The 26,882-nt window shown below is 63.7% G+C and carries 23 protein-coding genes; 3 read left to right on the plus strand and 20 right to left on the minus strand.

Features of this window, described 5'->3' with window-relative positions; translation table 11 throughout:
* Positions 1 to 12: 12 nt before the first annotated feature.
* The 6 genes from FJ978_RS15700 to FJ978_RS15725 form a co-directional block, all read right to left on the minus strand.
* On the minus strand, positions 13 to 1,044 hold the full coding sequence (locus FJ978_RS15700; RefSeq protein WP_140572829.1) for a 2-aminoethylphosphonate ABC transporter substrate-binding protein: 1,032 nt from the start codon (positions 1,042 to 1,044) through the stop codon (positions 13 to 15).
* Between the two features lie 252 nt (positions 1,045 to 1,296).
* On the minus strand, positions 1,297 to 2,307 hold the full coding sequence (locus FJ978_RS15705; RefSeq protein ID WP_140572830.1) for a C-terminal binding protein: 1,011 nt from the start codon (positions 2,305 to 2,307) through the stop codon (positions 1,297 to 1,299).
* 2 nt (positions 2,308 to 2,309) lie between these two features.
* Positions 2,310 to 3,665, minus strand: a complete 1,356-nt coding sequence (locus FJ978_RS15710) for an aspartate aminotransferase family protein (protein ID WP_140572831.1) — start codon at positions 3,663 to 3,665, stop codon at positions 2,310 to 2,312.
* A gap of 73 nt (positions 3,666 to 3,738) precedes the next feature.
* Entirely contained in the window at positions 3,739 to 5,196 is a 1,458-nt protein-coding gene (gene phnY / locus FJ978_RS15715) for a phosphonoacetaldehyde dehydrogenase (RefSeq protein ID WP_140572832.1), read from the minus strand.
* Between the two features lie 232 nt (positions 5,197 to 5,428).
* Entirely contained in the window at positions 5,429 to 6,685 is a 1,257-nt protein-coding gene (gene phnA, locus FJ978_RS15720; RefSeq protein WP_140572833.1) for a phosphonoacetate hydrolase, read from the minus strand.
* Between the two features lie 24 nt (positions 6,686 to 6,709).
* Positions 6,710 to 7,909 carry a 2-aminoethylphosphonate--pyruvate transaminase gene (locus FJ978_RS15725; protein ID WP_140572834.1) on the minus strand — a complete coding sequence of 400 codons (1,200 nt, stop codon included), beginning with the start codon at positions 7,907 to 7,909 and terminating at the stop codon, positions 6,710 to 6,712.
* A 268-nt stretch (positions 7,910 to 8,177) separates the two neighbouring features.
* Here FJ978_RS15725 and FJ978_RS15730 point away from each other — a divergent pair, with 268 nt between their 5' ends.
* A complete protein-coding gene (locus tag FJ978_RS15730; RefSeq protein ID WP_013896956.1) occupies positions 8,178 to 9,047 on the plus strand; it encodes a LysR substrate-binding domain-containing protein in 870 nt (289 codons plus the stop codon).
* Here the strand turns inward: FJ978_RS15730 and FJ978_RS15735 are convergent.
* The 14 genes from FJ978_RS15735 to FJ978_RS15800 all read right to left on the minus strand — a co-directional run bounded on the left by FJ978_RS15735 (position 9,044) and on the right by FJ978_RS15800 (position 24,670).
* Entirely contained in the window at positions 9,044 to 11,521 is a 2,478-nt protein-coding gene (locus FJ978_RS15735; protein ID WP_140572835.1) for an FAD-dependent oxidoreductase, read from the minus strand. The genes FJ978_RS15730 and FJ978_RS15735 overlap by 4 nt on opposite strands.
* A 77-nt stretch (positions 11,522 to 11,598) precedes the next feature.
* The gene (locus FJ978_RS15740; protein ID WP_140572836.1) at positions 11,599 to 12,393 is read right to left on the minus strand and encodes a DeoR/GlpR family DNA-binding transcription regulator; all 795 of its coding nucleotides are present in this window, start codon (positions 12,391 to 12,393) and stop codon (positions 11,599 to 11,601) included.
* Between the two features lie 98 nt (positions 12,394 to 12,491).
* The gene (locus tag FJ978_RS15745; RefSeq protein ID WP_246678144.1) at positions 12,492 to 13,172 is read right to left on the minus strand and encodes a GntR family transcriptional regulator; all 681 of its coding nucleotides are present in this window, start codon (positions 13,170 to 13,172) and stop codon (positions 12,492 to 12,494) included.
* Between the two features lie 127 nt (positions 13,173 to 13,299).
* Positions 13,300 to 14,418 (minus strand): acyltransferase, encoded by a 1,119-nt coding sequence (locus FJ978_RS15750; RefSeq protein WP_140572837.1) that lies wholly within the window; start codon positions 14,416 to 14,418, stop codon positions 13,300 to 13,302.
* A 287-nt stretch (positions 14,419 to 14,705) separates the two neighbouring features.
* A complete protein-coding gene (doeB, locus tag FJ978_RS15755; protein ID WP_140572838.1) occupies positions 14,706 to 15,707 on the minus strand; it encodes a N(2)-acetyl-L-2,4-diaminobutanoate deacetylase DoeB in 1,002 nt (333 codons plus the stop codon).
* Between the two features lie 5 nt (positions 15,708 to 15,712).
* The gene (doeA, locus tag FJ978_RS15760) at positions 15,713 to 16,891 is read right to left on the minus strand and encodes an ectoine hydrolase DoeA (protein ID WP_140572839.1); all 1,179 of its coding nucleotides are present in this window, start codon (positions 16,889 to 16,891) and stop codon (positions 15,713 to 15,715) included.
* A 138-nt stretch (positions 16,892 to 17,029) separates the two neighbouring features.
* Positions 17,030 to 18,022: an ectoine utilization protein EutC gene (gene eutC, locus FJ978_RS15765; protein WP_140572840.1), complete on the minus strand. Its 993-nt coding sequence runs from the start codon at positions 18,020 to 18,022 to the stop codon at positions 17,030 to 17,032.
* A complete protein-coding gene (gene eutB / locus FJ978_RS15770; RefSeq protein WP_140572841.1) occupies positions 18,019 to 19,005 on the minus strand; it encodes a hydroxyectoine utilization dehydratase EutB in 987 nt (328 codons plus the stop codon). Before eutB ends, eutC begins: the two co-directional genes overlap by 4 nt.
* A 5-nt stretch (positions 19,006 to 19,010) precedes the next feature.
* The gene (gene eutA, locus FJ978_RS15775; RefSeq protein ID WP_140572842.1) at positions 19,011 to 19,790 is read right to left on the minus strand and encodes an ectoine utilization protein EutA; all 780 of its coding nucleotides are present in this window, start codon (positions 19,788 to 19,790) and stop codon (positions 19,011 to 19,013) included.
* A gap of 4 nt (positions 19,791 to 19,794) precedes the next feature.
* Positions 19,795 to 20,454 (minus strand): ectoine/hydroxyectoine ABC transporter permease subunit EhuD, encoded by a 660-nt coding sequence (gene ehuD, locus FJ978_RS15780; RefSeq protein WP_013896966.1) that lies wholly within the window; start codon positions 20,452 to 20,454, stop codon positions 19,795 to 19,797.
* 16 nt (positions 20,455 to 20,470) lie between these two features.
* Complete coding sequence (gene ehuC, locus FJ978_RS15785; RefSeq protein ID WP_140572843.1) at positions 20,471 to 21,130, minus strand: ectoine/hydroxyectoine ABC transporter permease subunit EhuC; 660 nt, start codon at positions 21,128 to 21,130, stop codon at positions 20,471 to 20,473.
* Positions 21,131 to 21,356: 226 nt separating this feature from the next.
* Positions 21,357 to 22,208, minus strand: a complete 852-nt coding sequence (gene ehuB, locus FJ978_RS15790) for an ectoine/hydroxyectoine ABC transporter substrate-binding protein EhuB (protein WP_013896968.1) — start codon at positions 22,206 to 22,208, stop codon at positions 21,357 to 21,359.
* 103 nt (positions 22,209 to 22,311) lie between these two features.
* Positions 22,312 to 23,103 (minus strand): ectoine/hydroxyectoine ABC transporter ATP-binding protein EhuA, encoded by a 792-nt coding sequence (ehuA, locus tag FJ978_RS15795; protein ID WP_140572844.1) that lies wholly within the window; start codon positions 23,101 to 23,103, stop codon positions 22,312 to 22,314.
* Positions 23,104 to 23,284: 181 nt separating this feature from the next.
* Complete coding sequence (locus FJ978_RS15800; protein WP_140572845.1) at positions 23,285 to 24,670, minus strand: PLP-dependent aminotransferase family protein; 1,386 nt, start codon at positions 24,668 to 24,670, stop codon at positions 23,285 to 23,287.
* A gap of 83 nt (positions 24,671 to 24,753) precedes the next feature.
* On the opposite strand from FJ978_RS15800, the gene FJ978_RS15805 reads away from it, so the two are divergent.
* Positions 24,754 to 25,245, plus strand: a complete 492-nt coding sequence (locus FJ978_RS15805; RefSeq protein ID WP_140572846.1) for an Lrp/AsnC family transcriptional regulator — start codon at positions 24,754 to 24,756, stop codon at positions 25,243 to 25,245.
* Positions 25,246 to 25,374: 129 nt separating this feature from the next.
* Entirely contained in the window at positions 25,375 to 26,868 is a 1,494-nt protein-coding gene (locus tag FJ978_RS15810) for an NAD-dependent succinate-semialdehyde dehydrogenase (protein ID WP_140572847.1), read from the plus strand.
* Positions 26,869 to 26,882: the final 14 nt, after the last annotated feature.

Below are 26,882 nucleotides of genomic sequence, written 5' to 3' on the forward strand. Positions count from 1 at the left end.
TGCCCTCGGGTGTCAGCTTCCGGTCGCCTCGTTCCACTTCTTGACGTAGTCGGGAAGCTTGCTCAGCGCCTCGTCCCAGTTCGGCGCCCAGATGGTCAGGCCCTTCATCGCTTCCTGCGCCTTGGCGAAGTTGGCATCGGATGGCGTTACGTCCTTGCGGGCGGGCATGCCGAGCGCAACGGAACTTACCGTCGACTGCGCTTCCTTGGAGAGCAGGAAGTCGATCAGCTTCTTGCCGTTGTCGCCATTCGGCGCGCCGGTGACCAGGCCGATTTCATAGGGCAGCGCGAAGGTGGAGCGCACACCGTCAGGGCCCGCCGGCCAGAACACCTTGATGTTCGGATTGTCGGCCATCTGCGACATGTTCATCTGCAGGTCGCCATTGGCGACATGCAGCTCGCCCTTGTTGACCAGCGCGGTCAGCTTGCCGGTCGAGGCGGACGGGCCGACATTGTTGTCCTGCAGCTTCTTCATGAACTCGAAGCCGGCATCCTCGCCGCCAAAGGCATGGATGACCTGCAGCATGACGGCGGTTCCGTCGCCGGCCTGGCCGGGGGTCGAATACTGGATCTTGCCCTTGAACTTCGGATCGAGCAGGTCGTTGTAGCTCTTCGGCGCTTCCGAGAGCACCGCGCTGTTATAGATGAAGTTCATGTAGTTGTTGACCAGCGGCCGGTACTTGTCGGTGCCGCCGTCGATCTGGTCGGCGCCTTCGGGCTTGTAGTCCTGCAGCAGGCCATCAGCCGCGGCGCGCTGGACGAAGGGCGGCAAGGTCACCAGCACGTCGGCCTGCGGGTTCGATTTTTCCTTGGCGACCCGTTCGACGACACCGCCCGAGCCTGCCTCGATATACTGTACCTTGATGCCGGTGGCCTTGGTGAAGGCAGCAAACTCGGTTTCGAACCAGCTGCCATTGCCGTCATGCAGGCCGTCGGCGGAATAGATGGTGACCACGCCGTCGGCGAGCGCCGGTCCGACAAGAGCCGACGACGCCAGCAGCGACGCGGCGAAGGCCATGGCGATGTTTGTTTTGCGCGATTTCATGGATCAGTTCCCCTGTGATTGATGGCACATTCTGCGATGCACTATGACGATCGCGCCGTCGGGACCTTCGGGCCTTGTAGCGCTTGTGGATGTCGTCGTTGCGTCAACTTTGGGGATTGGCGATCGATAAGTAAAATCTATTTATTTTATGACAGGCAAACTTCTTCTGATGTTTGTCATGGAACTGTCGCGTGCCTGTCTTGGAGGCGTTTCGACCCTTTGAACGTCGGCGACCGGCGGAGCCAGTGGTGATCAGCCGAAGGAAACGCCTGCCGTCTGAGCCCGCAGTCGCGGATCGAACGAGCGAACCGTGACGGGCCGGCCGTCGAGGATTTCGAAGCAGCGGGCGAGCGTGTCGTCCTCGAGCCGGCGCATCGCCTCTTGCGTGAAGAAGGTGAGATGCGGAAACAGGATGACGTCGTCGCGGTCGAACAGCGCGCTCATCGGATGACCTGACCGGGCCAGCGGCTCGACCGAATAGACGTCGAGCCCGGCGCCGCCGATGCGTCCGGCAACGATCGCCTCGACAAGGGCGGTCTCGTCGATCAGGGCGCCGCGCGAGACGTTGACGATGACGGCGGAGGGCCTCAGGCAGGCGAGTTCGGCCTTACCGATCAGTCCGCGCGTATTGTCGTTCAGCACGCAATGGATGGAAACGAAATCGGAGGCGCGCAGCATGGCGTGGAGATCGTGAGCCTTCTCGATGCCGGCGCCATGCATGGCCGCCGCATCGACGCCGGGATCGAAGCCAAGCACACGGGCGCGAAACCCTTGGCCTGCCATGCGCGCCATGCTGCGGCCGATCTTGCCGCAGCCGACGAGGCCGAGCGTGGCGCCGGAAATGTCGCGCCCCAGCCAGCGCTGCTCGGGCCAGATCCAGCCATCGCGTGACACCGCCGCCGTGATCGCCGGCAGCCGCTTGGCCAGCGCGATCATCAGCGCGAAAGCACCCTCGGCGACGGTTTCCTCGGCATACTCAGGCACATTGACGACGGGAATGCCGCGCTGCATCGCGGCAGGAATGTCGATGGCATCAATGCCGACGCCATATTTGACGATGCCCTTCAATTTGGGCGCCGCCTCTATCACCCGCGCGGTGATCGGCGTGTAGCACATCAGCAGGAGATCGGCGTCGGCGACAGCATCGATCAGGTCCGCCTCGGGAATACCGTCGGGTAACGTCACCAGCTCGACGCCCCTCGCCCGCAAGCCGGCGTCGATTCCCGGACATTCGAGTTCCCGATCGGTGCGCACCGCCTTCACGGTCAGGCCAGCACGGCTGCCTCGACGATGTCGAGAGCGCGGTCGAGATCCGTTTTCAAAATGACCAATGGCGGCGACAAGGTCAGCACGTTGCCGTGGGTGACCTTGAAGCTCAGGCCCTGTTCCAGGCAAGTGTAGAACACCCGTTCGGCAAGCTCGCGCGCGGGCTGGCGCGTGGCGCGGTCCTCGACGAGTTCGACGCCCACCATCAGACCCCTACCCCTGACGTCGCCGACATGCGGCGAGCGCGCCATCAGATCCTGCATGCGCCCGAACATATGCCGGCCAAGCTCGGCCGAGCGCTCGACCAGCCCTTCCTCCAGTATGATGTCGATGGTGGTCAATGCCGCGCGCGTCGTCACCGGGTTCTTTTCGTGGGTGTAGTGACCGATGGCAAAGCCGCCGGTGACGTCGAGGTCGCGGCGCGCAATGACGGCGGCGATCGGCAGGATGCCGCCGCCGAGCGACTTGCCGAGAACGACAATGTCGGGCGTCACGCCATCATGCTCGTGAGCAAAGAACTTTCCGGTCTTGCCGAGGCCGGTCGGGATCTCGTCGAAGATCAGCAGCGTGCCATGGCGATCGCAGGCCTCGCGCACCCGCTTCCAGAAACCGGGCGGCGGCGGGTTGGGCGTCGCCCGCATCGGCTCCGCGACGACCGCGGCTACGTCCTGCTCGCGGTCGAGCACATAGGCGATCATGTTGGCGCAGGCGATGCCCGAAGTCTCAAGGGAATCGTGGCCATAGGGGCAGCGATAGCCATCCCAGGGGGCGACATGCTCGGTGCCGGTCATCATCGGGCCGGCGATATGTGAGCGGAAGGTCGCCTCGCCGCCGACGCTTGCCGCGCCGAAGCCGGCGCCGTGGAAAGCATCCCAGAACGACACCGTCTTGAAGCGGCCGGTCGCCGCGCGCGCGATCTTCAGTGCCACCTCGATGGCATCCGAGCCACCCGTGGTGAACAGCACCTTGCCGAGATCGCCAGGCGCGAGTTCCGCCAGCTTCTCCGCCAGCTCGATGGCGGGCTCGCAGGTGAAGCGGCGCGGCGCGAAGCAGAGATCGTCGAGCTGCTGCTTGATCGCGGCCACCAGCCTGGGATGGCCGTAGCCGAGGTGATGCACGCTGTTGCCATGGAAATCCATGAAGCGGCGGCCGGTGGTGTCCTCGATCCAGATGCCTTCAGCCTTGGCGATGGTCGACAGACAGGGGCTGGAGAGGCTCTGATGCATGAAGGCGGCCGCGTCGCGATCGAGCAAGCCGCGGATGCGGGGATCCTCCTGGCCGGCGTCCCATCGGCGGCGCGCCGCTGTCGTGTTGGAATCGCCCTCGGTATGCACAAGTTCTTTGGTCGCGGCCATCACGGTCTCCGAAACGCGAAGGAGGGAGCGTCGAAACGCCCCCTCGGTTGGTCTGCCAGTTGTTACGGTCCGGTCAGGACCAGGGCAGCGAGAATGTCTTGACGTTGGTGTAGCTCTTCATCGCTTCGATAACGCCTTCCTTGTAGCCATTGCCCGAATCCTTGATGCCCCCGAAGGGAGACATCTCGATGCGATAACCCGGCACTTCCCAGATGTTGACGGTGCCGACCTGCAGCCCGGCGATGTATTTCTGCATGCGGGGAAACGAGTTGGTGCAGACGCCCGACGACAGCCCGAAGGCGGTCGAGTTGGACAATGCGATCAGCGCCTCGTCGTCATCGGGCGCGCGCACGATCGGGATGATGGGCCCAAACGTCTCTTCCATGACCAATTCGGATGTGTGTGGCACGCGATCGACGACGATCGGCGGCAGCAGCGCGCCCTGACGGCCCGGATTGTAGAGGACTTCAGCACCTTGCTCGGCCGCCATGTAGACACGCGCCTCGAACAGCGCTGCTGCCTTCTCGTGCACGACCGTACCAAGGTCGGTCGAGCGGTCCATCGGATCGCCGAAGCGGATCTTCTTCGCCCGCTCCAGCACCAGTGGCACGAAGCGGTCGGCGACGCTTTCCTGGACCAGGATGCGCTTGACCGCCGTGCAGCGCTGGCCGGAGTTTTTTGTCGCGCCGGCGACGGCGAGGTCCGCCGCCTTTGCCAGATCGTCGTCCGATAGATCGTTGAGGATGATCAGCGGGTCGTTGCCGCCGAGTTCCAGCACCTGGCGCTTGTAGCCAGCGGTGCGGGCGATCATCTTGCCGACCGGCACGCCGCCGGTGAAAGTGATCAGGTCGATGTTCTCGTTGGTGATCATCTCGTTGCCGATCTCGGCCGGCCAGCCGGTCACCACCGACAGCATCTCCGGCGGCAGGCCGGCTTCATAGAGAATGTCGGCCAGGAGCAGCGCCGTCATCGGCGTCAGTTCGGTCGGCTTGACCACCACGCAATTGTTGGTGGCGATTGCCGGCGCCACCTTGTGCGAGACCATGTTGAGCGGATGATTGAACGGCGTGATCGCCGAGATCGCCTTCAGCGGTTCGCGGGTGGTGAAGATCTTGCGCGCCTTGCCGTGCGGGGTGAGGTCGCAGGAGAAAATCTGGCCGTCATCCTGAATGCACATCTGCGCCGACAGCGTGAACACGTCATAGGCGCGGCCGACCTCATAGAGCGAATCCGCTTTGGAGATGCCGAGTTCCAGGGTGATGAGATCGGAAATCTCTTCGCGGCGTGATGCAAGGATTTCGGCGGTGCGAAACAGGATCTGCTGGCGCTCGTAGCGGGTCAGCTTCGACCGGTAGCCGGCGGCGATCTCGAAGGCTTTTCGCGCGTGCTCAGCGCTCCCGGCCGGCACGGTGCCGATGACGGTATCGTTCCAGGGGTAGCGCACCTCGACGACGCCCTCGGCATCGACTTTCCTGCCAGCAATGCGCATCGGCTCGTGGCGAACTTTGATGGCGGGGTCGAGTTTGGTCATGCACTCTGCTCCAGCAGATGTTAGGCGTTGCGGCCGAGGATCGACCCCCACTCCGGCCCTCCGGGCCACCTCTCCCCCGATCGACGGGGGAGAGGAAATCAGGCGAAGTCGGCGCCCCCACGTTTCCAGGCTGAGCCGCGGCTAACCCTGGCGCCTTTCCTCTCCCCCGTCGATCGGGGGAGAGGTGCCGAGCGAAGCTCGGCGGAGTGGGGGTCGACATCCACGTTCGACATCAAGCCAGTGCCGCCGCCATCGTCGCGTAATAGAAGGCGTCGAAATTGCGCAAGGTCGGCTCATCAGGCAAGTCAGGCAGCACGCGGTTGACGATGAACGGCACTTCCTGCTCGGTCAGTCCGCCATGCGAGCGCAGCGGTTCGTTCAGCGCCGCCAGGTCGTGGCGGTGTTCCGAGGTGCCGATCGTCTTGTTCTCGGTCGAGACCAGCACGATGTCGCCGATGCGGTCGGCCGGCAGTTCGAAGCGCTCGCAGGCCGTCGGGCTGTCGACGACCAGCATGATGCCGTCGACCTTGGCGAGCCGGGCCATGATGCCGGCCTGGTCGGCGCCATCAGGCAGATAGGCGGTGGCAAACGAGCCGAGGGCGCCGTGATGCACGACATAGGGGTCGGTGATCGGCAGAATGACGCGCGCGGCATCCTTGCCCAACCATTCGTCCAGCAAATCCTGGACATAGACGACATCGGGCGAGCCGTCCGCCTTGTGCTTGGCCTTCATGCCATGGTCGGCGGTCACCACGATCGCCGCACCCAGTGCATCGAGCTCCGTCAGGTACTTGTCGAACATCTCGTAGAAGGCATTGGCCTGGGGCACGCCCGGCGCGTATTTGTGCTGCACATAATCGGTGGTCGTCAGGTACATGATGTCGGGGCGGAACTCCCTGAGCAGCTGAACGCCGGCGGCGAAGACGAATTCCGACAGTTCGGCCGAATAGACCTCCGGCACCGGCAGCCCAAAGTGCTTCGAGGCATTGTCGATGCCGTGCTCGACCACGGTCGTGGTGTCCGACTTTTCCGCCGAGAAGCACAGCGCGCGACCTTCGTCGAAGGCCAGGCCCTTGCCGAGCAACGCACGCAGCTTGTCCTTGGCGGTCACCACCGCAACCTTGGCGCCGGCGTCGTAGAAGGCTTGAAAAACGGTCGGCGCGCGCAGGAAGCGCGGGTCGTTCATCATCACTTCCTTGCCGGTCTCACGCTCGTAGAGATAGTTGCCGCAAATGCCATGCACCGACGGCGGACGGCCGGTGGCGATCGACAGATTGTTGGGGTTGGTGAAGCTCGGAATGACCGAGTGGGCAAAGCGCACCGTGCCCTTCTCCTTGATCCTGACCAGAGCCGGCATCAGCCCGGCCTTTATCGCTTCGTCGAGATAGGCGGGCTCGCAGCCATCAAGGCAGATGGCGATGGCCGGCACGCGCGGCCAAGCATAGGTGCGGCCGTTGACCGCGACATTGATGGGAGACATCTGGTTCATCGAAAATCCTCGATATCGGCCGCTTCAGGCGGCGAGTTTGGCGCGTTCGGCGAGTGCCGCGGCGGGTGGGGTGGCGGTGTCGACGCCCATTTCACGAAGCGAGAAGGCCGCCGCCTCGACAACGCGGCGCATGACATGCTCGTCCATCTGGCCGATGCAGCCGACACGGAAGCTATCGACGGCGGTCAGCTTGCCCGGATAGATGATGAAGCCCTTTTCCTTCATCAGATCGTAGAAACGGTCGAAGGCGAAGCTGGCATGGGCCGGGTTGAAGAAGGTGACGATGATCGGCGACAGCCAGCGGTCTCCGAGCAAGGTCTCGAAGCCGAGGTCGCGCATGCCGGCCACCATGACGTCGCGGTTCCTGGTGTAGCGGGCGCCACGGCCGGCGACACCGCCCTCGGCCTCGTGCTGGCGCAACGCTTCAAGGAAAGCGGCAACGACGTGCGTCGGCGGCGTGTAGCGCCACTGGCCGGTCTTGTTCATATGCGCCCACTGGGCGTGGACGTCGAGCGACAGCGAGTGGCTGCGGCCCTTGGCCGCCTCCAGTTCGCTCTTGCGGGCGATGATGAAACCAAAGCCCGGCACGCCCTCGATGCATTTGTTGGCGGACGAGACCATCGCCTCGTAGCGGATCTCGTTGACGTCGAGCGCGACGGCGCCGAAGGCACTCATGGAATCGACGAGCAGCTTGCGGCCCTTGGCATGGACGGCCTCGGCAATCTCGGCGACCGGGTTCAAAATGCCGGAACTGGTCTCGCAATGGATGGCGATGACATGGGTGATGGCAGGATCGGCCTCAAGCGCTGCTGCCACCTCGTCGCCGCGCGGCGGCAGGTAGTCGCCCTTGTCGATCAGCGTGTAGGCGCGGCCGAGATACTGCATGGTCTGCGCGGCACGCAGGCCGTAGGCGCCGTTGGCCAGCACCAGGACCTTGCCATCCTTCGGCACGAACGAGCCGAGCATCGCCTCGACGCAGAAGGAGCCGCTGCCTTGCATCGGCACGCAATCGAATTCATCTTTCGCATCGCCCGTCAGCGCCAGCAGGCGGCGGCGCAAATCGGCGGTCATGGCGCGAAAATCGCCGTCCCACGATCCCCAGTCACGCAGCATGGCCTGCTTGACCGAATAGGCCGTGGTCAGCGGCCCCGGGGTCAGCAGATAGGGCTCGCCCAGCGCCGGTGCCTCCAGGGGCTTTGGGGCAAATTTCGTCTCGGCGAGCATGAGTGTCCTCCGACAGGTCGCTGCTTTTTGCGGCCCTACTCTCGGCCCGAATGACATATTTGTAAAATCGTTATTTTGTATCGAAGTATCGATTTTTACGATGCAAGGTGCGAGCACCGCGACATAAGCTGCATGCCGGTCATGACATGCTTGTGAAGCCGGGTAACTTCGCGTCTTCATCATAAATAAAATCGTTCATTTCAATCTTTCAGTTAGCAGAACTTGCGGTAAGCTGCCGACGACCCTTGGTATCCCGGAGGCACGGTAAATGCGCTACGTCCAGCTGCGGGCCTTTCATCAGGTGGCGATTTCGGGTGGTTTTTCGCGGGCGGCCGAAGCGCTGTTCCTGACCCAGCCGGCGATATCCGACCAGGTGCGCAAGCTCGAGGAAGAGTACGACGTGCTGCTGTTCAACCGGAACAAGAAGCAGGTCACGCTGACCCATTCGGGCCAGAAGCTGCTCGAAATTACCCACCGCATGTTCGACACGGAGCAGCAGGCGCTCGAGCTGCTGACCGAGTCGCGGGCGTTGCGTTCCGGCACGCTGCGCATCGTCGCCGACGCCGCGCATCACCTGCTGCATATCCTCGGCAGCTTCCGGGCCCGTTACCCAGGCGTCCAGGTTTCGGTGCGCGCCGGCAACACCGAGACGGTAATCAGCAGCCTCTACAGCTACGATGCCGATATCGGCGTGCTGGGCGAGGTGCCGACCGGACGCGATTTCGAGGTCTTGAAACTCAACTCGACGCCGATCATCGCCTTCACCTCCATCGACCATCCGCTGGCGGGCAAAAAGTCGCTGACGCTCGCGCAGCTGGCGCAGGAATCGCTGGTCATGCGTGAGCGTGGCTCGAAGACGCGCCAGAAGCTCGAAGACCTGGCTGCCGCTTCGAAGGTTGAACTGCGGCCGGCGATCGAAGCCGAGGGCCGCGAGGCGGTCCGCGAGATCGTCGCCTCGGGCGCCGGCATCGGTTTCGTCTCGGCCGCCGAATTCGGTCAGGATTCACGGCTGATGCCGATCACCATCGACGCGCCCGAGACCTTGATGGACGAAGCGCTGATCTGCCTGCGCGAGCGCAGCGGCGGCAAGCTGGTGCGCGCCTTTCTCGACATGGCAAGATCGATGTCGGCGGATTAAGCGGCGGCCCTGATCTCCACTGCATCCGCCTTCACCCGCTCCGACTTCGGATCGTAGGGGCTGCGCAAATGCGCCGTGGCGGCATGCCGCTCGCCGGCGAGGTCGATCTCGAACCGCTCGCCGCTGAGGAACGCCGCATCGACGCCGGCTTCGTGTTCGATCAGTCCGAGCGCCACCGAGCGGCCGAGCGTGTGACCGTAGGCGGCAGAGCGCACTTCGCCAACCGGTTTGCCGTCGCGCAGGATCAACTCGCCGCCCCATAGCATCGGCTCGGCGTCGTCGAGCGTGAACAGCACGACACGCCTGGCCGGCGCGGCCAACGGCTTTGACTTGATCAGCGCATCGCGTCCGATGAAACCGCCCGGCTTGTCCATGGCGACGGCAAAGCCAAGCCCCGCCTGCCAGGGGTCGATATCAGGCGTCAATTCCCTGCCCCAGGCGCGAAAACCTTTTTCGATGCGCAAGGCGTCGAGCGCGTAGTAGCCGGCGTCAGCCAAGCCGAACTCGCGGCCTGCCTCATGCAGCGCTTCATAGACGCCGACCGCGAACTCGGTCGGCACGATCAGCTCCCAGCCGAGCTCGCCGACATAGGTCATGCGGTTTGCATAGGCGGTGGCGTAGCCGATATCGATCTCGCGGATCGTGCCGAAGGGGAAGCCCGCGTTGGAAAGATCCGCCGAAGACAGTTTGCCGAGCAGATCGCGCGAGCGCGGCCCCATCAGCGCCAGCACCGCATAGGACGAGGTGACGTCGGTCAGGATCGCATGGGCATCGGCCGGGATGTTCTTGACGATCCAGTCGGCATCGTGGACCGCCTGCGCGGACCCCGTGACGATGAGGAATTTTTCGGCACCGAGCCGCATCACCGTGAGGTCGCTTTCGTAGCCGCCACGGGCGTTGAGCATGCCGGTATAGACCGAGGTGCCGACCGCCACATCGACATTGCCGGCGCAAATTCGGTTGAGCACGACGCTGGCATCGCGACCTTGGACGAGGAGCTTGGCGAAGGAGGTCTGGTCGAACAGGGCGACGGCCTCGCGCGTCGCCTTCATCTCTTGGCCGACCGCTTCATGCCAGTTCTGGCGGCCGAAGGCATAGTCGTTCTCGGCCTTCCCTCCCGGTGCTGCGAACCAGTTGGCGCGCTCCCAGCCCATCTTGGAACCGAAGCAGGCACCCTTGGCGGCCAGCCGATCGTAGAGCGGCGAGCGGCGGAACGGTCGCGCGGTGTCCAGTTCCCGGTTTGGCCATGGCATGGCGTAGTGCAGGCCAAGCGTTTCCTTGACCCGGTCATGCAGCCAGCGCGGATTGTTGTTGAAGGACGCGAAGCGCCTGATGTCGACCGGCCACAGATCCATGGTCGGCGCACTGTGGACGATCCACTCGGCCAGCGCCCTCCCCGCGCCGCCGGCGCTGGCGACGCCCATCGAATTGAAGCCGGCGCCGACATAGAAATTCTTCAGCTCCGGCGCCTCGCCGAGGAGAAAATTGTTGTCCGGCGTGAAGCTCTCGGGACCGTTGTAGAATTTCTTGACCTCGGCCTCAGCCAGTTGCGGCACGCGGACAAGCGCGTTTTCCATCAGGATCTCGAACTGGTCCCAATCGTCGGGCAGCAGCGCGAACTCGAAATTCTCCGGGATGCCGTTCATGCCCCAAGGCTTGGCGTGCGGCTCGAAGCCGCCCATGACCAGTCCGCCGACCTCTTCCTTGAAGTAGATGAAGCCGTCAGGGTCGCGCATCACAGGCAGGTCCGGATGCACGCCCTCGATCCTGCCGGTGACGATGTACATGTGCTCGGCCGAGTGCAGCGGCACCGAGACGCCGCACATCAGCCCGACCTTGCGCGCCCATTGGCCGGCGCAGTTGACGACGATCTCGGCGGCGATGTCGCCGCGATCCGTCTCGACGCCGCAGGCGACACCGTTTTTCACCGTGATGCCGGTGACCTTCACCCGCTCGAATATTTGGGCGCCGCGGTTGCGCGCGCCCTTGGCCAATGATTGCGTGAGGTCCGTGGGATTGGCCTTGCCATCGCCGGGCAGCCAGACGGCGCCGACCAGATCGTTCGTCGCCATCACCGGCCACAGCTCGCCTGCTTCCTTTGCCGAGATGACATCGATCTCGACGCCTTGGGCGCGGGCCGATGCGGCCGTGCGTTTCAACACTGTCATGCGGTCGGCGGTGCGCGCCACCGACAGCGAGCCGCAATTCTTCCAGCCTGTGGCAAGACCAGTCTCGGCTTCCAATTCGCTGTAGAGCTGCGTGGAATACCGGATCAGGCTGGTCATGTTGGAATGGCTGCGGAGCTGCCCGACAAGGCCGGCTGCATGCCAAGTGGTGCCGCCGCTGAGCTGTCCCTGTTCGAGCAGGACGACATCGGTCCAGCCGAGCTTGGTCAGATGGTAGGCGACCGAGCAGCCGATGATGCCGCCGCCTATGATGACAAATCGTGCCTGAGTGGGAAGTTCATGTGCCATGGGCGTTCCGCCATTTGAAGGGATGGCTGGACATTAGCAGGGAAAAGCCAAATATCAACTCAAAAAGTCACAAAATATCACATCAGACTTGCCACTATGAGTTCGGGTCCCTTTTGCGAAAGCGCCTCGGCAAGCGCGGTGTCCGGATTGGCGTCGACGATCACGCCGGCGGCGCGCTCGAAATTCGGAATCCTGAGCGGCGTCAGCTTGCCGAACTTGCCGCTGTCGAGGGCGAAATAGGCCTTGCCGGCAAAAGCGATCATGCGGCCACGCTGCTCCGCGCCGGCGCGGGTGAAGTCGGTCACCTCGCCATCCGGGGACAGGGCACCGCCCCCGAGGAAGGCGATGTCGACACGGAAGCGAGCCATCGCATCGAGCGTGTCGATGCCGGAAGCCGCCTCCTCGCCGGGATCGATTTCGCCGCCCAGCATATGCACACGCATGCCGGGGACATGGCACAGATGCAGCGCGATCGGCAGGCTGGCCGTGCAGATGGTAAGATCGCGCAGGTCGGCCATGGCATGCGCGACGGCCAAAGTGGTGGTGCCGGAATCGAGAAAGACCACCATTCCGTCCTTAACCAGGCCGGCGGCAGCCTTGCCGATCGCCGCCTTGCCGTGGGCATTTTCCTGGCTGCGCAGGCTCATCGCCGGCTCGCTCGGCTCGAAGCGGGAGGCGCCGCCATGCACGATGCCGAGCCTCCCCTGGTCCGAAAGCAGCTTCAAATCGCGGCGGATAGTTTCGCGCGAGACATCGAAGAACCCGGCAAGCTCGGCGACGCTGACGGAACCCTGGGCGCTCAACCGCCTAAGGATCTCGTCGTGGCGTCTTGGGGCAAGTGCGCGCACCGGCAGGCGGCTGACGGGAGACATGGCGATCCTCGTGTCGAGCGATGATGTTGCAATATGTGGCAGTGAACCCGCATGGACGCAACCACGCCGGCGTGACCGGCGGCATTGATATTGCCTGTCTAGGATTTTCGCGACAGACCTTCGTCCTTTATGGCGTTGACGAGTGTCTCGCTGCCTTCGCGAAGATGCTGGCTCAGAATGCTCACGGCCTTGTTGCCGTCGCGCTGCCGGCAGGCGGCCAGCAGGTCGCGGTGCTCGGCCTGCGAGCGGGTGCGATAGTCGAGGTTCGACAACAGGATGCGGACATAGCGATCGGCCGCATTGTGGTGCGCCTCGATCAGGCCGAGCAAACGTCGGTTGCCGCACGCATCATAGAGAGCCAGGTGAAAGGTCCGGTTGAGCGCCCCCCATCTGCCGACATTGCGCTCGGCATCGATCTGGTCGAGTGCTTGTCCGGCCTCATCGAGCTTGTCGCCCGACAGAACGGGAACGGAGAGCTGGAGCGCCTCGCATTCGAGCAATTCGCGCACCGCGTAGATCTCTGTGATTTCGGCACTGTCCATTCGGGCGACATGCGCGCCCTTGGTCGGGTGAATGGACACGATGCCCTCGGCCTCCAACTGGCGAAGCGCATCACGGATCGGCATGCGGCTGAAGCCGAACCGTTCGGCCAGATTGTCCTGGCGCAGCGCGGTGCCTGCTTTCAAGGATCCGCTGGCTATAGCTTCGCGCAGGACATTGGCTACCTGCTCCGCCACCGTCTGCGGTCTCTCGATCAGGCCTTCCACAAATCCGCGCAAACGATGCTCCCGCTTCATCCGATATCCAGCCTAATGGAAAACCGCTTTTGCGGATATAAGTATCCTTGTGTACAGGATAGCCAGCCTGGCCTCACCGTCGCTTCGGAAGCGGCATCGTGACGCGCACCTATGCCGCTGCGGGTCGCCCCCTGGCCGGGGTCGGCACAGCGCTTGCCGGCTCCGCATACCGCATACGCATGCGCAGGAACGGCGCTTCGATGCAGGTGTAGCTGAGATAGCCGATCGGAATCGTCGCCATAAAGCACAGGCCGGACCAGAGGCAAGCAACATAGAAATTGCTTATGTTCATGACGTTCGTGTTTATGAACGCCGCCAGTTGCATGACGAAAAACAGATGCAGGAGATAGATCGAATAGCTGTAGGCCCCGGCCTTCTCAAGGATCTTGAACGCCAGGCTTGTGCGCTTCCTCGAAAAGCTGGTGTCGTAATAGGCGATGCCGAAAGCATAGGCCGCGGCCTCCAGGGTCGGCAGGATGATCCATATCGGATGCGGCGACGGATAATGCTCCAACTGGTAAAATCCGCCGGCGGCATCGAACCACCAGAAGAAAACCGAGAATGCGATGAAAACGGCCAGCGCCAGCCAGTGCCGATCCTTCGCATAGGCACGGAGGTGAAAAGCAAGAATGCCGGCCAGAAACTGGTCCGCGTGGCCTATGATGGTCCAGGCTGCCGCCGACTGCACCTCGCCGATGTGCACATAGAGCGCCCACCTCAGCAAAATCGCTGCCGCGATGAACAGCAAGGGCGCGAACGGGAACCGCCTCGACGCCATCAGCAAGAACGGCAACAAAATGTAGAAGTGAGCTTCCACGGTAATCGACCAGCCGCCATTCGGAAGGGTGGGGAAAATCAGCCCTTTGCCGACATCGGTGAAGTACTCGCCCAGAGGCTGACCCGCGAGATCCCTGCGGCAAGCCTCGATGGCTATTACGGCCAGCAGAAGCGGAAGCAGCCTTAGCGCCCGGTTGGCAAAGAAGGGCAGGTAGCTGACCTGTTTTCCATCAAGAAGCTTGGCGAACAGGTAGCCGGAGAGCGCCATGAACAGCGAAACGCCGGTGATCCCTTCATCCAGAAGGCTGAAGATTGGCAGAGCCGGCACAAAGCCATAGGGGACCGGCCCATCAGGAGACTGGTGAAGAAAATGCCAGGTGAAGACCAGAAAAGCCGCCAGACCGCGAATATGGTCCAGCGCCGGATAATGTTCTCCAGTCGAAGACTTCATGATTCAGACCAGCCGCCCTGCGCCCTGGACGATCGTCGCCGCACTGCCTCGCTTGTGGCTGAGCCAGCAACGGCAGCGCAGCAAGTATACCTCGCCCACGACTCCTATTTTGCCAGCCTCTCGTTAATTTAGACTTCTTACTTTTTGGGGAAATTTTCCCCGGCACGGATCGGCGACCGAACAGCCGCCGACCGAAATTGGTCGAAGTACGACGGCTCTTCAGCCGGGGCTTCCCGCAATGTGCGGACCGTCGCTGTCTACATGCTGTCTGAGCACAATCGCTTTGCTCAATCGACGCGCACGGCCACAACGGCGGCGCAGTCGCCGGCCTTGACCAGCCCGGGAAAATGTCGTGCGGCCAGCATGCCGGACATCTCCGCCCTGATTTCCTGCGGGGCGATACCGGTGCGGCCAACTGAATGGATGCGGGCCAGCACGGCCCCCTTCTCCACGGGCTCGCCGAGATCGACCATGGTTTCGACCATGCCGTCGTCCTCGGCGAAGGAGAAGCAATCGCCCGAGGGCATGTCCAACCACTGTGTCTGGCTCTTCTCGACCGCACCATCGACAATGCCGGCGTGACGCAACACATTGAGGACGCCGCGTCGCGCGATGCGCACGGTTTGTGCACGAGAGGTGCCGCCGCCGCCAAGCTCGGTGCTGACGAAGACCTTGCCCATCTCCTCGGCCGCTGTGTCGTACATGCCGACGGCATCGATCTCGATCATGCGCATCGAGAAGGGGGCGGAAAACGCCGCCACCGCGTCGAAGGCTTTCTGCTCCAACGCCTTGTCGGGCAGAGTGTGCGCGGCGCAAAACGGCACGAAGTCGAGCGTCTTGCCGCCGGAATGAAAGTCGAAGACGATGTCCGCGCGAGGAAGCAGCTCCCGTTGAAAATAGTCGGCGATCTTCTCGGTCACCGTGCCGTCCGGGCGACCGGGAAAGCTGCGGTTCATGTTGCCCTTGTCGATCGGCGAGGTGCGCGTGCCGGCGCGGAAGGCCGGATAATTCATCGCCGGCACGATGATCACGGTACCGCTGACGGTTTTCGGATCGAGGGTCCTGGCGAGATCGTAGAGCGCCAGCGGACCCTCATATTCGTCGCCATGGTTGCCGCCGGTCAGCAGGGCCGCCGGCCCTTTGCCGTTGCGGATGACGCAGATCGGGATCATCACCGAACCCCAGGCCGAATCGTCGCGGCTGTAGGGCAGGCGCAGAAAGCCATGCTGGACGCCGTCGCGATCGAAATCGACAGTCGGCGCGATCGGAGAAGGGCGAAGCCTGGACATCGGTTTCAATCCTTAACCACCAGCTTGCGCGGCACATTGGCCAGGCACTCTACACCGGTTTCGGTGATCAGTATGGATTCGGTGATCTCCAGTCCCATCGTTTCAAGCCAGAGGCCGGTCATGAAATGGAAGGTCATGCCGGGCTTGAGCTCGGTGCGGTCGCCGGGACGCAGGCTCATGGTGCGTTCGCCCCAGTCCGGCGGATAGGAAAGACCGATCGAATAGCCGGTGCGATTATCTTTGACGATGCCGTATTTCTTCAGGACGGCGAAGAAGGCATTGGCAATGTCCTCGCAGGCATTGCCGGGCCTGGCGGCTGCGAGGCCGGCTTCCATACCTTCCAGCGTCGCCTTCTCGGCATCGAGGAATTCCTGCGTCGGCTTGCCGAGGAAGACGGTGCGCGACAACGGGCAGTGATAGCGGTTGTAGCAGCCGGCGATCTCGAAGAAGGTGCCCTCGCCGCGCTTCATCGGCTGGTCGTCCCAGGTCAGATGCGGCGCCGAGGCGTCGGCGCCCGACGGCAGCAAAGGTACGATAGCCGGATAGTCGCCGCCAATACCGTCGACACCGCGCGTGCCGGCATCATAGATCTCGGCAACGAGATCGCATTTGCGCATGCCGACTTCTATCTTATCGACGATGCGGTGGTGCATGGCCTCGACGATGCGGGCGGCCTTGCGCATATAGTCGATCTCGGTCGGGCTCTTCACCGCGCGCTGCCAGTTGACCAGGGCGGTGGCGTCGACGAAGCGGGCATTGGGCAGATGCTTCTGCAGCGCGGCAAAGGCGGCGGCGGAGAACCAGTAATTGTCCATCTCGACGCCGACGGTGAGCTTGCCCCAGCCGCGATCGGCCAACACGCTGGACAGGAAATCCATCGGGTGCCGCTCGGTCGACTGCACGTAATGGTCGGCATAGCCGACGATGTTGTCATGGGCGAGATAGGCGTTGCGCTTGGCGCCATTGGCATCCTGGCCGCGGCCATACCAGACCGGCTCGCCCGACGGCGGCACAATGACAGCCTGATGCACATAAAACGACCAGCCATCGTAGCCGGTCAGCCAGGCCATGTTGGACGGGTCGCTGACGATCAAGAGATCGACGCCCTTTGCCTCCATGGCTTTCCGGGTCTTGGCGAGGCGTTCCGCAAATTCGCCGCGCGAGAATTTCAGGTTTGGTTGCATTGTTCTTGGTCCTCGTTTGTTGGGCCTGGAGCCTGTTTCAACCTGGTTGAATCCGGCTCCAGGTAACTTTTTGTTCGAGCACGATCTTCTCGGAAAACCGGTTTCCGCTTTTCCGGATCCATGCTCCTGCGGCCAGCATCAGCTTTCGAAAATGGTTCCGGATTTCGCCGTCCGCGCCCGGTCGCGGGCGAGCGTGGCGATCGCCGTGTCCTGCACGCCGGTGCCGGTCAGGTCGGCAATGGTGATGTCGCTGGCTGAGCGACGGCCGTGCATTGCGCCGGCGATGATCTGGCCAAGCTCGGTCACCTCGGCATCAGCTGCCATCACGCCCGCCGCGATGGCATGGTGGAGTTCGCCAAGCCGTCGTGTCTGGCGCGCGCTGTCGGCGACATAGAGATCGGCCATGCGCAGGATCGCCGGTGCGATCTCGTTCTTGTGCTCGGCGTCCGAACCCATGGCGGTGATGTGCTGGCCGGCGGAAACGAAGCCGGCCTTGATCAGCGGCTCGGTGGAGGGCGTGGTGGTGACGATGATGTCGGCGCCGGCCGCGGCCTCAGCCGGGTCGGGTTCGGCACGAACGACAATGCCGAGTTTCTCACTCAAGGCGGCCGCGGTTGCCACTGCCTTGGCGGCATCGCGCGCCCAGATGCGAGCCTCGGCGATCGGCCGCACGAGCTTGAGCGCTTCGAGCTGCAGTCCGGCTTGCACGCCGGCGCCGAAGATCGCGGCGACAGATGCATCGGGACGCGACAGATGCTTGGCCGCGACCGCGCCGGCGGCAGCCGTGCGGACATCGGTGAGATAGCCATTGTCGAGCAGTAGCGCTTCGACCAGGCCGGTCCTGGCCGACAGCAGCACCATCATGCCGTTGACCGAGGGCAGGCCGAGCTTCGGATTGTCGAAGAAACCGGGGCTGATCTTGATGGCGAAGCCGTCGATGCCGGGCACATAGGCGGTCTTCACGTCGACCTCGCCGCGATGCTCGGGGATGTCGAGGCGCAGGATCGGAGGCATCGCCACCGGCAAGGTGGCGAGCGCGCGAAAAGCATTCTCGACGCAGGCGACGGCGTCGAGATCCAGCGTCACGATCTGGCGCAGTTCCTTCTCGGTGAGGATCGTCATGCGGCTCATGCGGCGCGCTCCATCGTTGCGTCACCGCAGATGATCTTGCGGTGCGTGTCCATGTCGATGTTGCGGCCCGAAAGCAGAACAAGCACCGGCCCGTCCGCCTTGACCTTGCCAGCGAGCAGAGCGGCGATACCGACCGCGCCGGCGCCTTCGACGATCTCACGCTCCTGCGCATAGGCATGGCGGATGCCCTCGGCGATTTCGTCTTCGCCAAGCAAGATCACATCGTCGAGCAGGTCGCGGCACATGGCGAAGGTCAGCCGGTTGTCGAGGCCGATGCCGCCGCCGAGCGAATCCGCCAGCGTCAGCAATTCCTCCACCGGCACCGGCCGGCCGGCATCGAGGCTCGCTTTCATCGCCGCGCCGCGTGCCATCGAAACACCGATCACTTTCGTACCAGGGCTGACTCCCTTGACGGCCGCGGCGATGCCCGAGGCCAGGCCACCACCGGAGAGCTGTACGAGCACGAGCGCGGCATCCGGAACCTGGTCGATCATCTCCAGCCCCAGCGTGCCTTGCCCGGCTATGATCGCGGGATGGTCGAAGGGCGGCAGCATGACCAGGCCCTCTTGCGCCACCAGCCGCTCGACCTCCTGTTGGGCATCGTCCTGGCTGTTGCCGATGATGCGGACCTCCGCGCCAAGCCGGCGGATTTCGTTGAGCTTGTTGCCGGGCACCAGCCGTGACATGCAGATCACCGCGCGCATGCCTTCGAGCTTCGCGGCGTGCGCCAGCGCGCGGCCATGATTGCCGGTCGAGGCCGCGACGACGCCACGCGCTTTCTCCGCGGCACTCAGCGAAGCGACGGCATTCGAAGCGCCGCGCAGCTTGAAGCTGCCTGTGGTCTGGCGGTGCTCGAGCTTGAGGTGAACCGGCACACCCAGTTGTTCGGAGAGACCCAGCGAACGCACAGTCGCCGTGCGCTCGACCTTGCCGGCAATTCGTTCGCGCGCGGCGCGGATATCGCTGAGAGTGACTGTCGCCATGATCGTCAATCGCGGGGCAAGGGCAGCGTCATCAGACGGCCGAATTCGGGATGGACTGTCTCATCACCGCAAAGGCGCAGGCAGTTCCAGGCGCTCGCCTGATTGCTGGTCACCACTGGGCGGCCGATCGCCTGTTCCATGCCGGTGACCGCGAGCGCAGCTCGCAGCGCCGTGCAGGAGACGAACAGTGCGTCCGACTGCGCGTGCGTCGCTTCGCGCGCGAGATCGACAAGCTCTGTCGGGGGAATACGGGCCATCTCGCGGTCGTCCTCGAAGCCGAGACAGGTGAAGCTGGCGATCTCGAAGCCACGGGAGGCGAAATAGGCCGCCATCGGCCTGGAGGTTTCGGCCGTGTAGGGCGTAAGAATACTGATCCGGCGCGCGCCGAACGCGTGCAGCCCGCGCACGCCAGCCATCGGCGGCGTGACGATGGGAACGCCGGGCTTGGCGGCTTGAATCGCCACCTCGATCTCGGCATCACCGATCACCACCGAGGCCGAGGTGCAGGAATAGCAGATGGCGTCCAGCGGCTCGTCGGGCAGGATCAATGCCGCGCCCGACGTCAGCGCCGGCTGCATCTTGCGCAGATTCTCCGGCGTAGTGGGATTGGCGTAGGGAATGCGCGCGACATAGACGCCGATGCGCTCGCTCGCCACCATGCGGCGAAAATCCGGCTCACTGGTGTGATCCGTGGCCAGGATGATGAGACCGACGCGGCGCGCCATCGGGCGGTCTTCGAGCGTCGGCCGGTTGGGCGCGACCTTGATTTCGGGTAAGGGTTTCATCAAATTATCTCTCGATCTTGCCGTAGCGGCGTTCCAGCCAGCGCAGCAGGATAACCGAGCAAAGACTGATGGCGAGGAAGAAAGCGCCAACCAGCGTGATCGGCTCGATATAGCGATAGTAGGTATTGGCGACGCTTTTCGCCTGGTTCATCAGTTCCAGCACGGTGATCGCCGACAGGAGCGGCGTTTCCTTGAACATGGCGATGAAATAGTTGGCCAGTGCCGGGATCATCGGCGGGATGGCCTGCGGTATGATGATGTGGCTCCAGGTCTGCCTGCCGCTGAGATTGCACGCCTTGGCGGCCTCCCACTGGCCACGCGGCACATTGTCGATGCCGGCGCGGTAGACCTCGGCCGTATAGGTGCCGTAGTGCAGCCCGAGCCCGATGACTCCGGCGACGAGCGGCGGCAGCAGGATGCCGATGTCAGGCAGCACGTAGAAGATGAAGTAGAGTTGCACGAGAAGCGGCGTGCCGCGGATGAATTCGGCCGCCCAACCGACGGTGCGGGACAATGCCTTGTTGGGCGAGCGGCGCGCCAGCGCGATGCCGAGCCCGACGATCGCCGCCAGCACCGAGCCGAGCAGCGTCGCAAGGATGGTGATCTTCACCCCCTGGATCAGCGTCGGCAGGATCTGCCGGACAAAATCCCAATCCCATTCCATCAGAAAACCCCGGCCATCAGACGCGCACTCCGTCGAGGCCGCGCGCCATGCGGCGCTCCAGCGAGCGCACGCCCCACGAAATGAGCAGCGCCAGGATGAAATAGATGATCAGGATGGTGGTGAAGGGCACCATTGTGTTGCCGGTCTGGGCGCGCACCACCTGCGCCTGGAAGGTCAGGTCGGCAAGCGAGATCAGCGAGACGACCGATGTGGCCTTCAGCAGTTCGATGGCGTTGTTGCCGAAGGTCGGCAGCATCACCAGAAACGCCTGGGGCAGGATGACGTGGCGCAAGCCTTGCCAGCGGCCGAGGTTGAGCGCGATGCAGGCCTCATGCTGTTCGCGGCCGATCGACTGTACGGCGCCGCGCACCACTTCGGCGGCATAGGCGCCGACATTCAGGCCGAGCGCGAGCACGCCCGCCTGCAGCGGGGTCAGTTCGAAGCCCACCAGCGGCAGCACGAAATAAGCGAAGAACAACTGCACGAAGATCGAGGTGCCGCGAAAGAATTCGATATAGGCGGTGGCCAGCGCGCGCAGCGCAAAGAAGCGCGACAGCCGCCCCAGGCCGGCAAGAAAGGCCATGACCAGGGCAAGCACCGACCCCATCAGCGTCAGCTCGATGGTGACAAGCGCTCCCTGCAATATCAGGCCGAAATAGCCGGACCACTGGGTCATTCGATTAGAGGTTCCAACGTTTGGTTTTAAGATCCTTCTCCCCGTTCGCGGGGAGTCGAGGAGCGGTTCGCGTAGCGGACGAAAAGCCAATTGCTTGGCTTTTCGAGTGAGGAAAGCCGGCAGGCAGATGAGGGCCAGCGCTGGCTTCTCCAAACTCGGCGCCGCCCCTCATCCGTCACTTCGTGACACCTTCTCCCCGTAAACGGGGAGAAGGAAAAAGTGCGCGCTACTTCGCCGCGCAGAGCTTGTCGCGTGTCGTCGACATCGCGGCCGCGGCCGAGAAGCCATAGGGCTCGATGATCTTGGCGAATTCGCCCGACTTCTTCATCTTGGCGAGTTCGACGTCGAAGGCATCGCGCAACGCCTCGTCGCCCTTCTTGAAGGCGGCGCCGTCGCAATAGACCGGCGCGCCCTGCACCGGCGCGATGACTTCGAGGCTGGGGTCATTGGCCTTCTTCATCAGATCGTTGATCGACAGGACAGGCAGCGAGTAGGCGTCGATGCGGCCGTCCTGCACCATCTTCAGGCCGCTCTGGCCATCCGGCACGACGATGACACGATCCCGCGGCACGCCGGCATTGAGCGCCAGCTTTTCTTCAGTGCCGCCACCGGGCGCGCCGATCGTTGCGGACGTGTCCTTGGCGACGTCTTCGTAACTCTTGAAGCCTTTCGGATTGCCCTTCTTCACCAGCATCGCTTCGGCATCGCACAGCACCGGCTCGGAATAGGCGACCGCGGCGCAGCGCTCCGGCTTCATGAACAGACCAGCGGTGACGACATCGAAACGGCCGGCCTGCAGGCCGGGGATCATGGCGCCATATTCCGAGATCGAGGCGACGACGTCGGCGACGCCGAGCCGCTTGAAGATCTCGCGCGCCACGTCGGGCGCCGCTCCCGAAACCTTGCCGTCGGCGGCGACGGCCGTATAGGGCGGCTCATTGGCGATGGCGAGGCGGGCGAAGCCCTGCGACTTGAGCTGTTCGAGTTTGCTGTCGTCGGCCGAACCCGCGGTCGAGGCGGCCAGCACCGCGGTCAGCGCAAGACCGGCGACGCCGGCCAGAATGCCAAATTTCTTCATTTGTTCCCAACTCCTTGTTTCGTTTTCTTGGTTTGGTTGCGGCAGCAGCGCCGCCCGTTTCTGGTTGATTTCGGGACGGCTTCACCGTCCCGGGGCATAACGGTCAGACGCGATGTCCGGCCGCGATGATCTTCTTCAGGAAGCCTTGCGTGCGCTCCTGTTTGGGATGGCGGAAAATATCGTCGGGCTTGCCCTCCTCGACTATTCTGCCGCGATCGAAGAACAGCACCCGGTCGGCGAAATCGTGGGCGAAACCCATTTCGTGCGTAACCAGAAGCATTGTCATGTCGGTCTCGGCGCAGAGCCGCCACAAGACGTTGAGCACCTCCTCGACCAGTTCCGGATCAAGCGCCGACGTCACTTCGTCGAACAGCATGATCTTCGGCTGCAAAGCGAGCGCGCGGGCGATCGCCACACGCTGCTTCTGGCCGCCGGACAGTTGCGCCGGCATGGCCTTGGCCTTGTCGGCCATGCCGACCATGTCGAGCAGTTCCATCGCCCGCTTCTCGGCGGCGGCGCGCGGCGTGCCCTTGGTCAGCATCGGCGCCAGCGTCACATTGTCGATGACGCTCTTGTGCGGAAACAGGTTGAAGAGCTGGAAGACCATGCCGATCTTCTGGCGCATCCGGGTCAGATGCCGTTCGTCGGCGGGCAGCAGCTGACCGTTGCGTTCCATGTGGTAGAGTTGTTCGCCCTCGATCTGGATGTGGCCGCCGTCGATGCGCTCCAGGGTCATCAGGATGCGCAGGATCGTCGTCTTGCCGGAGCCGGAGGGCCCGATCAGCGCCAGCTTCTCGCGCGGCATGACCTGCATCGACAGGCCGTCCAGCACCTTGAAGGTGCCGAAGCTCTTCGAAATGGCATCGACCTTGATGATGGGTATGGATGCGGACAAATGAATTTCCCCGTGTTGGAGAAGCCTGTGCCCTTAACGATGCGGAACGCGCCAAATCATGTCAATCGGGAAAATAATATCATGACAATTATTCCGATTGCGCATGTTTTCCGATCAGTCGCGGCTGATTTTTTGTGCACGTCATCATCCCAAAACGGCTCGCCCTTCTTGGGCGACGTGCTCAGATTGCAAGCAGCAGATGTTCCGGATCGCCAAGCAGCAGCTTTGTGACAACGCCGAGGCCGGCGCGCAGTTCCCCTTCCGTGGTCGAACCCAGTGAGATACGCACGGCCGGATGCCAGGGCGCATCCGAAATGCGGAAGGATGTACCCGGCGCAATCGCCACGCCTCGCAGCCGCGCCTGGGCGACAAAGCTTTCCTCGGCCCGATCGGCCGGCAGCTCCAGCCATATGTGCAGCCCGTCATGCCGGGCACGATATTCGACCCCCGCCAACACTTCCGCCGCGATGTCCAGCCGCCGCCGCAACGCCGCACGCTGCCAGCGGACGAACTCCATCGCCGTGCCGTCGGCCACCCATTTGGTGGCGATCTCGGCCACCAGCGGCGTCGCCATCCAGTTCGACACCAGATGCCGGTTGGCGACGGCGGCGACATAGCGGTCGGGCGCGGCGAGATAGCCGATGCGCAGGCCGGGCACCACGATCTTGGTGAAGGACGTGACGTAGAGCGTGCGCTCCGGGGCGAAAGCGGCGACCGGCGGCGGCCGATCCTCGACCAGAGGACCCAGCACATCGTTCTCGATGATGGCGATGTCGTGCTTGCGGGCGACCGCCGCGATCTCTTCGCGCCGCCGCGCGTCCATCAGGGTCGCCGTCGGGTTGATCACCGAGGGCTGCACGAACACCGCGCGGATGTCGGAGAGCCGACAGGCTTCGTCCAACGCTTCGGGAATCAGGCCATTGCCGTCGATGGGCAGGCCTTCGAGGTTGAAGCCGAGATACCGGGCCAGCGGCACCAGCGTGTGGTGGCCGATCGCCTCCGTGGCAACCGTCGACCCCGGCGGCGCAACGCTCATCAGCGCCACGGTCATGCCGGCGGTGGCGCCATTGGTCAGGCTGATGTTCTGCGGCGAGACATCGAGGCCGCACAGCTTCAGCCATTCGACCGCCACCGCACGGTGACGTGGAAACACCATGTTGGGCCGGAACGACAGTGCCGAACTCGACGGCAGGTTCTCGGCCAGCCAGGCCAGTGCCTGCTTCAGCCGCTCCAGATGCATCGGCTCGCAGACCGGCTTCAGGATCGAGAGGTCGATGACCTCGCCGAGGCGTTCGGGCAGATAGGGCGGCTCCGGCTCGCGGCGTTGCGTCTGGACGAAACTGCCGCGGCCGATCTCGCCCGAAATCAGGCCGCGCCGGATCAATTCCTCATAGGCGCGGCTGACCGTCTGCACCGAGAGTTTCAGATCGTCGGCCAGCCGGCGATGAGTCGGCAGCCGGGCGCCATTGGCCAGGCGCCCGTCATGAATGGCGCGCGCGAACTGGTCGGCCAGCGACTGATAGGCCGGCCGCCGGATGAGAGCGGGATCGGGTTGCCACAATGTCATGACTTATTAGAGATCGAAATCAGTGCAATTGACAATCGAAATAATGCGCCGTCATGGTACTGGCGACGAAAAAGTGGGCCGTGATGACTGCTGCGAAACTCGACGCGATCGATCTCAAAATCCTCGACGCCATCCAGCGCGACGGCCGTATCACCAAGCTGGCGCTGGCCGAGCAGGTCGGCCTGTCGCCCACGCCATGCTGGATGCGGCTGCGCAAGCTGGAGAAGGCGGGCATCGTCTCGGGCTACCATGCCCGGATCGCCATGCGTGTCGTGGCGCCCGTCGCGACCGTGCTGATGGAGGTGACGCTGGCCAGCCATCGCCAGGCCGATTTCGACCGCTTCGAACGCGTCGTCCGTGACATCCCCGAGATCGTTGCCTGCTGGTCGGTGGGCGGCGGTGTCGACTACGTGCTGAAGGTGATGGCGCGCGACATCGACGCCTATCAGCGGCTGGTCGATGGCCTGCTCGATCGCGAGATCGGCATCGACCGCTACTTCACTTACATCGTCATCAAGACGGTGAAGGACGAGATAGCGCTTCCGATAGCCGACCTTTTGCCGGCATCGTCGTAGCGCGGAGAGATCGTCTGCCCGACCGCCGCAATAGAGAGACTCTCTCTATCAGCGTGCATCCAAACAGCCTCTCTGTCTGCCCGCGATGGATAATCTCCCCGCATCAGACCGAACCGGGAGGCTTCGACCATGTCCGCGCATTTTGCCCGCTCGCATCGCCATGAAGCGCTCGACCGCCTTGCCGATCGCCGGCTGCTGCGCGAGCTCGCCTATGTCGACGGCCACTGGACGGCAAGCGAGGCCGCTGAAAGCTTCGAGGTCACCGATCCGGCCACCGGCGCCACCGTCGCCTTCGTGACCGCGCTCGACGCGCGCCAGACGACAAAAGCGATCGATGCCGCGGCGCGCGCTTTTCCGGCCTGGCGGGCGCTGCTGCCGCAAGAGCGCTCGAAAATCCTGCGGAAATGGTTCGAGCTGATCATCGCCGCGAAAGACGATCTTGCCCTGCTGATGACGCTGGAACAGGGCAAGCCGCTGCGGGAGTCGATTGGTGAAATCGACTATGCCGCCTCCTTCGTCGAGTGGTACGCCGAGGAAGCAAAACGCCTCAACGCGGAAAGCGTCACCAGCCATCTGCCGAACGCGGAAATGATGGTGCGGCGCGAACCGCTTGGCGTCGTCGGTGTCGTCACGCCGTGGAATTTTCCATCGGCCATGCTGACCCGCAAGGCGGCGGCGGCACTGGCCGCCGGCTGCACAATCGTTGCGCATCCGTCCTCGGAGACGCCGCTGTCGGCGCTGGGGCTGGCGGAACTCGGCGAGCGCGCCGGTCTGCCTGCCGGCGTCTTCAACATCATCACCGGCAAGGCCGCGACGATTGTCGGCCGCATGTGCGAGGATCCGCGCGTTCGCGCCATGAGCTTCACCGGTTCGACCGAAATCGGCAGGCTGATCGCCGCGCAGAGTGCGCCGACGATGAAGCGGCTGGTGATGGAGCTTGGCGGCCACGCACCGCTGATCGTCTTTGCCGATGCCGATCTGGACAAGGCGGTGAGCATCGCCATCGACGCCAAATTCGCCACTTCGGGCCAGGATTGCCTGGCCGCCAACCGCATCTATGTCCAGCGCCCGATCCATGATCGCTTCTGCGCCGCCTTCGCCAGCCGCATCGAAGCATTGCGGACCGGTAACGGCCTTATGCAGGAAACCGACATCGGGCCGCTGATGCATGAGCGCGCCGTCACCAAGGTCGAGGAGCAGGTCGCCGATGCCATCGCCCACGGCGCGCGCTGCCTCGTCGGCGGCAAGCGGCATCAGGCCGGGCCGCTGTTCTACCAGCCGACATTGCTGGCCGATGTGCCCGACGAGGCGCTGATCATGCGCGAGGAAACCTTTGGCCCGGTTGCCGCAATCACACCTTTCGACAGCGAGGGCGAGGTGATCGCCCGCGCCAATGCCACCGAGTACGGTCTCGTCGCCTATGTCGTGACCGAGAACGGCGCCCGCCAGCAGCGTCTCGGCCGTGCCCTCGACTACGGCATGGTCGCCGTCAACCGCGTCAAGATTACCGGCGCGCCGATCCCGTTCGGCGGCGTCAAGCAGTCCGGTATCGGCCGCGAAGGCTCGCGCCATGGCCTCGAAGCTTTCACCGATCTCAAATATCTCTGCCTCGATGTAGCCTAAGCTGCATCGGAATC

Origin of the sequence: Mesorhizobium sp. B1-1-7 (assembly GCF_006442705.1) — a bacterium.
Lineage (GTDB): Bacteria > Pseudomonadota > Alphaproteobacteria > Rhizobiales > Rhizobiaceae > Mesorhizobium > Mesorhizobium opportunistum.

Coding starts and splice junctions, on each gene's coding strand:
- FJ978_RS15725 (WP_140572834.1), bottom strand. CDS start 7,909: ATGCTCGCCGAGACGAAATTTGCCCCAAAGCCCCTGGAGGCACCGGCG.
- FJ978_RS15805 (WP_140572846.1), top strand. CDS start 24,754: ATGACTGCTGCGAAACTCGACGCGATCGATCTCAAAATCCTCGACGCC.
- FJ978_RS15740 (WP_140572836.1), bottom strand. CDS start 12,393: ATGTCTCCCGTCAGCCGCCTGCCGGTGCGCGCACTTGCCCCAAGACGC.
- doeB (WP_140572838.1), bottom strand. CDS start 15,707: ATGTCCAGGCTTCGCCCTTCTCCGATCGCGCCGACTGTCGATTTCGAT.
- FJ978_RS15710 (WP_140572831.1), bottom strand. CDS start 3,665: ATGGCCGCGACCAAAGAACTTGTGCATACCGAGGGCGATTCCAACACG.
- ehuD (WP_013896966.1), bottom strand. CDS start 20,454: ATGGAATGGGATTGGGATTTTGTCCGGCAGATCCTGCCGACGCTGATC.
- eutC (WP_140572840.1), bottom strand. CDS start 18,022: ATGAGCCGCATGACGATCCTCACCGAGAAGGAACTGCGCCAGATCGTG.
- FJ978_RS15750 (WP_140572837.1), bottom strand. CDS start 14,418: ATGAAGTCTTCGACTGGAGAACATTATCCGGCGCTGGACCATATTCGC.
- eutB (WP_140572841.1), bottom strand. CDS start 19,005: ATGGCGACAGTCACTCTCAGCGATATCCGCGCCGCGCGCGAACGAATT.
- ehuB (WP_013896968.1), bottom strand. CDS start 22,208: ATGAAGAAATTTGGCATTCTGGCCGGCGTCGCCGGTCTTGCGCTGACC.
- FJ978_RS15735 (WP_140572835.1), bottom strand. CDS start 11,521: ATGGCACATGAACTTCCCACTCAGGCACGATTTGTCATCATAGGCGGC.
- FJ978_RS15810 (WP_140572847.1), top strand. CDS start 25,375: ATGTCCGCGCATTTTGCCCGCTCGCATCGCCATGAAGCGCTCGACCGC.
- FJ978_RS15730 (WP_013896956.1), top strand. CDS start 8,178: ATGCGCTACGTCCAGCTGCGGGCCTTTCATCAGGTGGCGATTTCGGGT.
- FJ978_RS15700 (WP_140572829.1), bottom strand. CDS start 1,044: ATGAAATCGCGCAAAACAAACATCGCCATGGCCTTCGCCGCGTCGCTG.
- ehuC (WP_140572843.1), bottom strand. CDS start 21,130: ATGACCCAGTGGTCCGGCTATTTCGGCCTGATATTGCAGGGAGCGCTT.
- phnA (WP_140572833.1), bottom strand. CDS start 6,685: ATGAACCAGATGTCTCCCATCAATGTCGCGGTCAACGGCCGCACCTAT.
- doeA (WP_140572839.1), bottom strand. CDS start 16,891: ATGCAACCAAACCTGAAATTCTCGCGCGGCGAATTTGCGGAACGCCTC.
- eutA (WP_140572842.1), bottom strand. CDS start 19,790: ATGAAACCCTTACCCGAAATCAAGGTCGCGCCCAACCGGCCGACGCTC.
- phnY (WP_140572832.1), bottom strand. CDS start 5,196: ATGACCAAACTCGACCCCGCCATCAAAGTTCGCCACGAGCCGATGCGC.
- FJ978_RS15800 (WP_140572845.1), bottom strand. CDS start 24,670: ATGACATTGTGGCAACCCGATCCCGCTCTCATCCGGCGGCCGGCCTAT.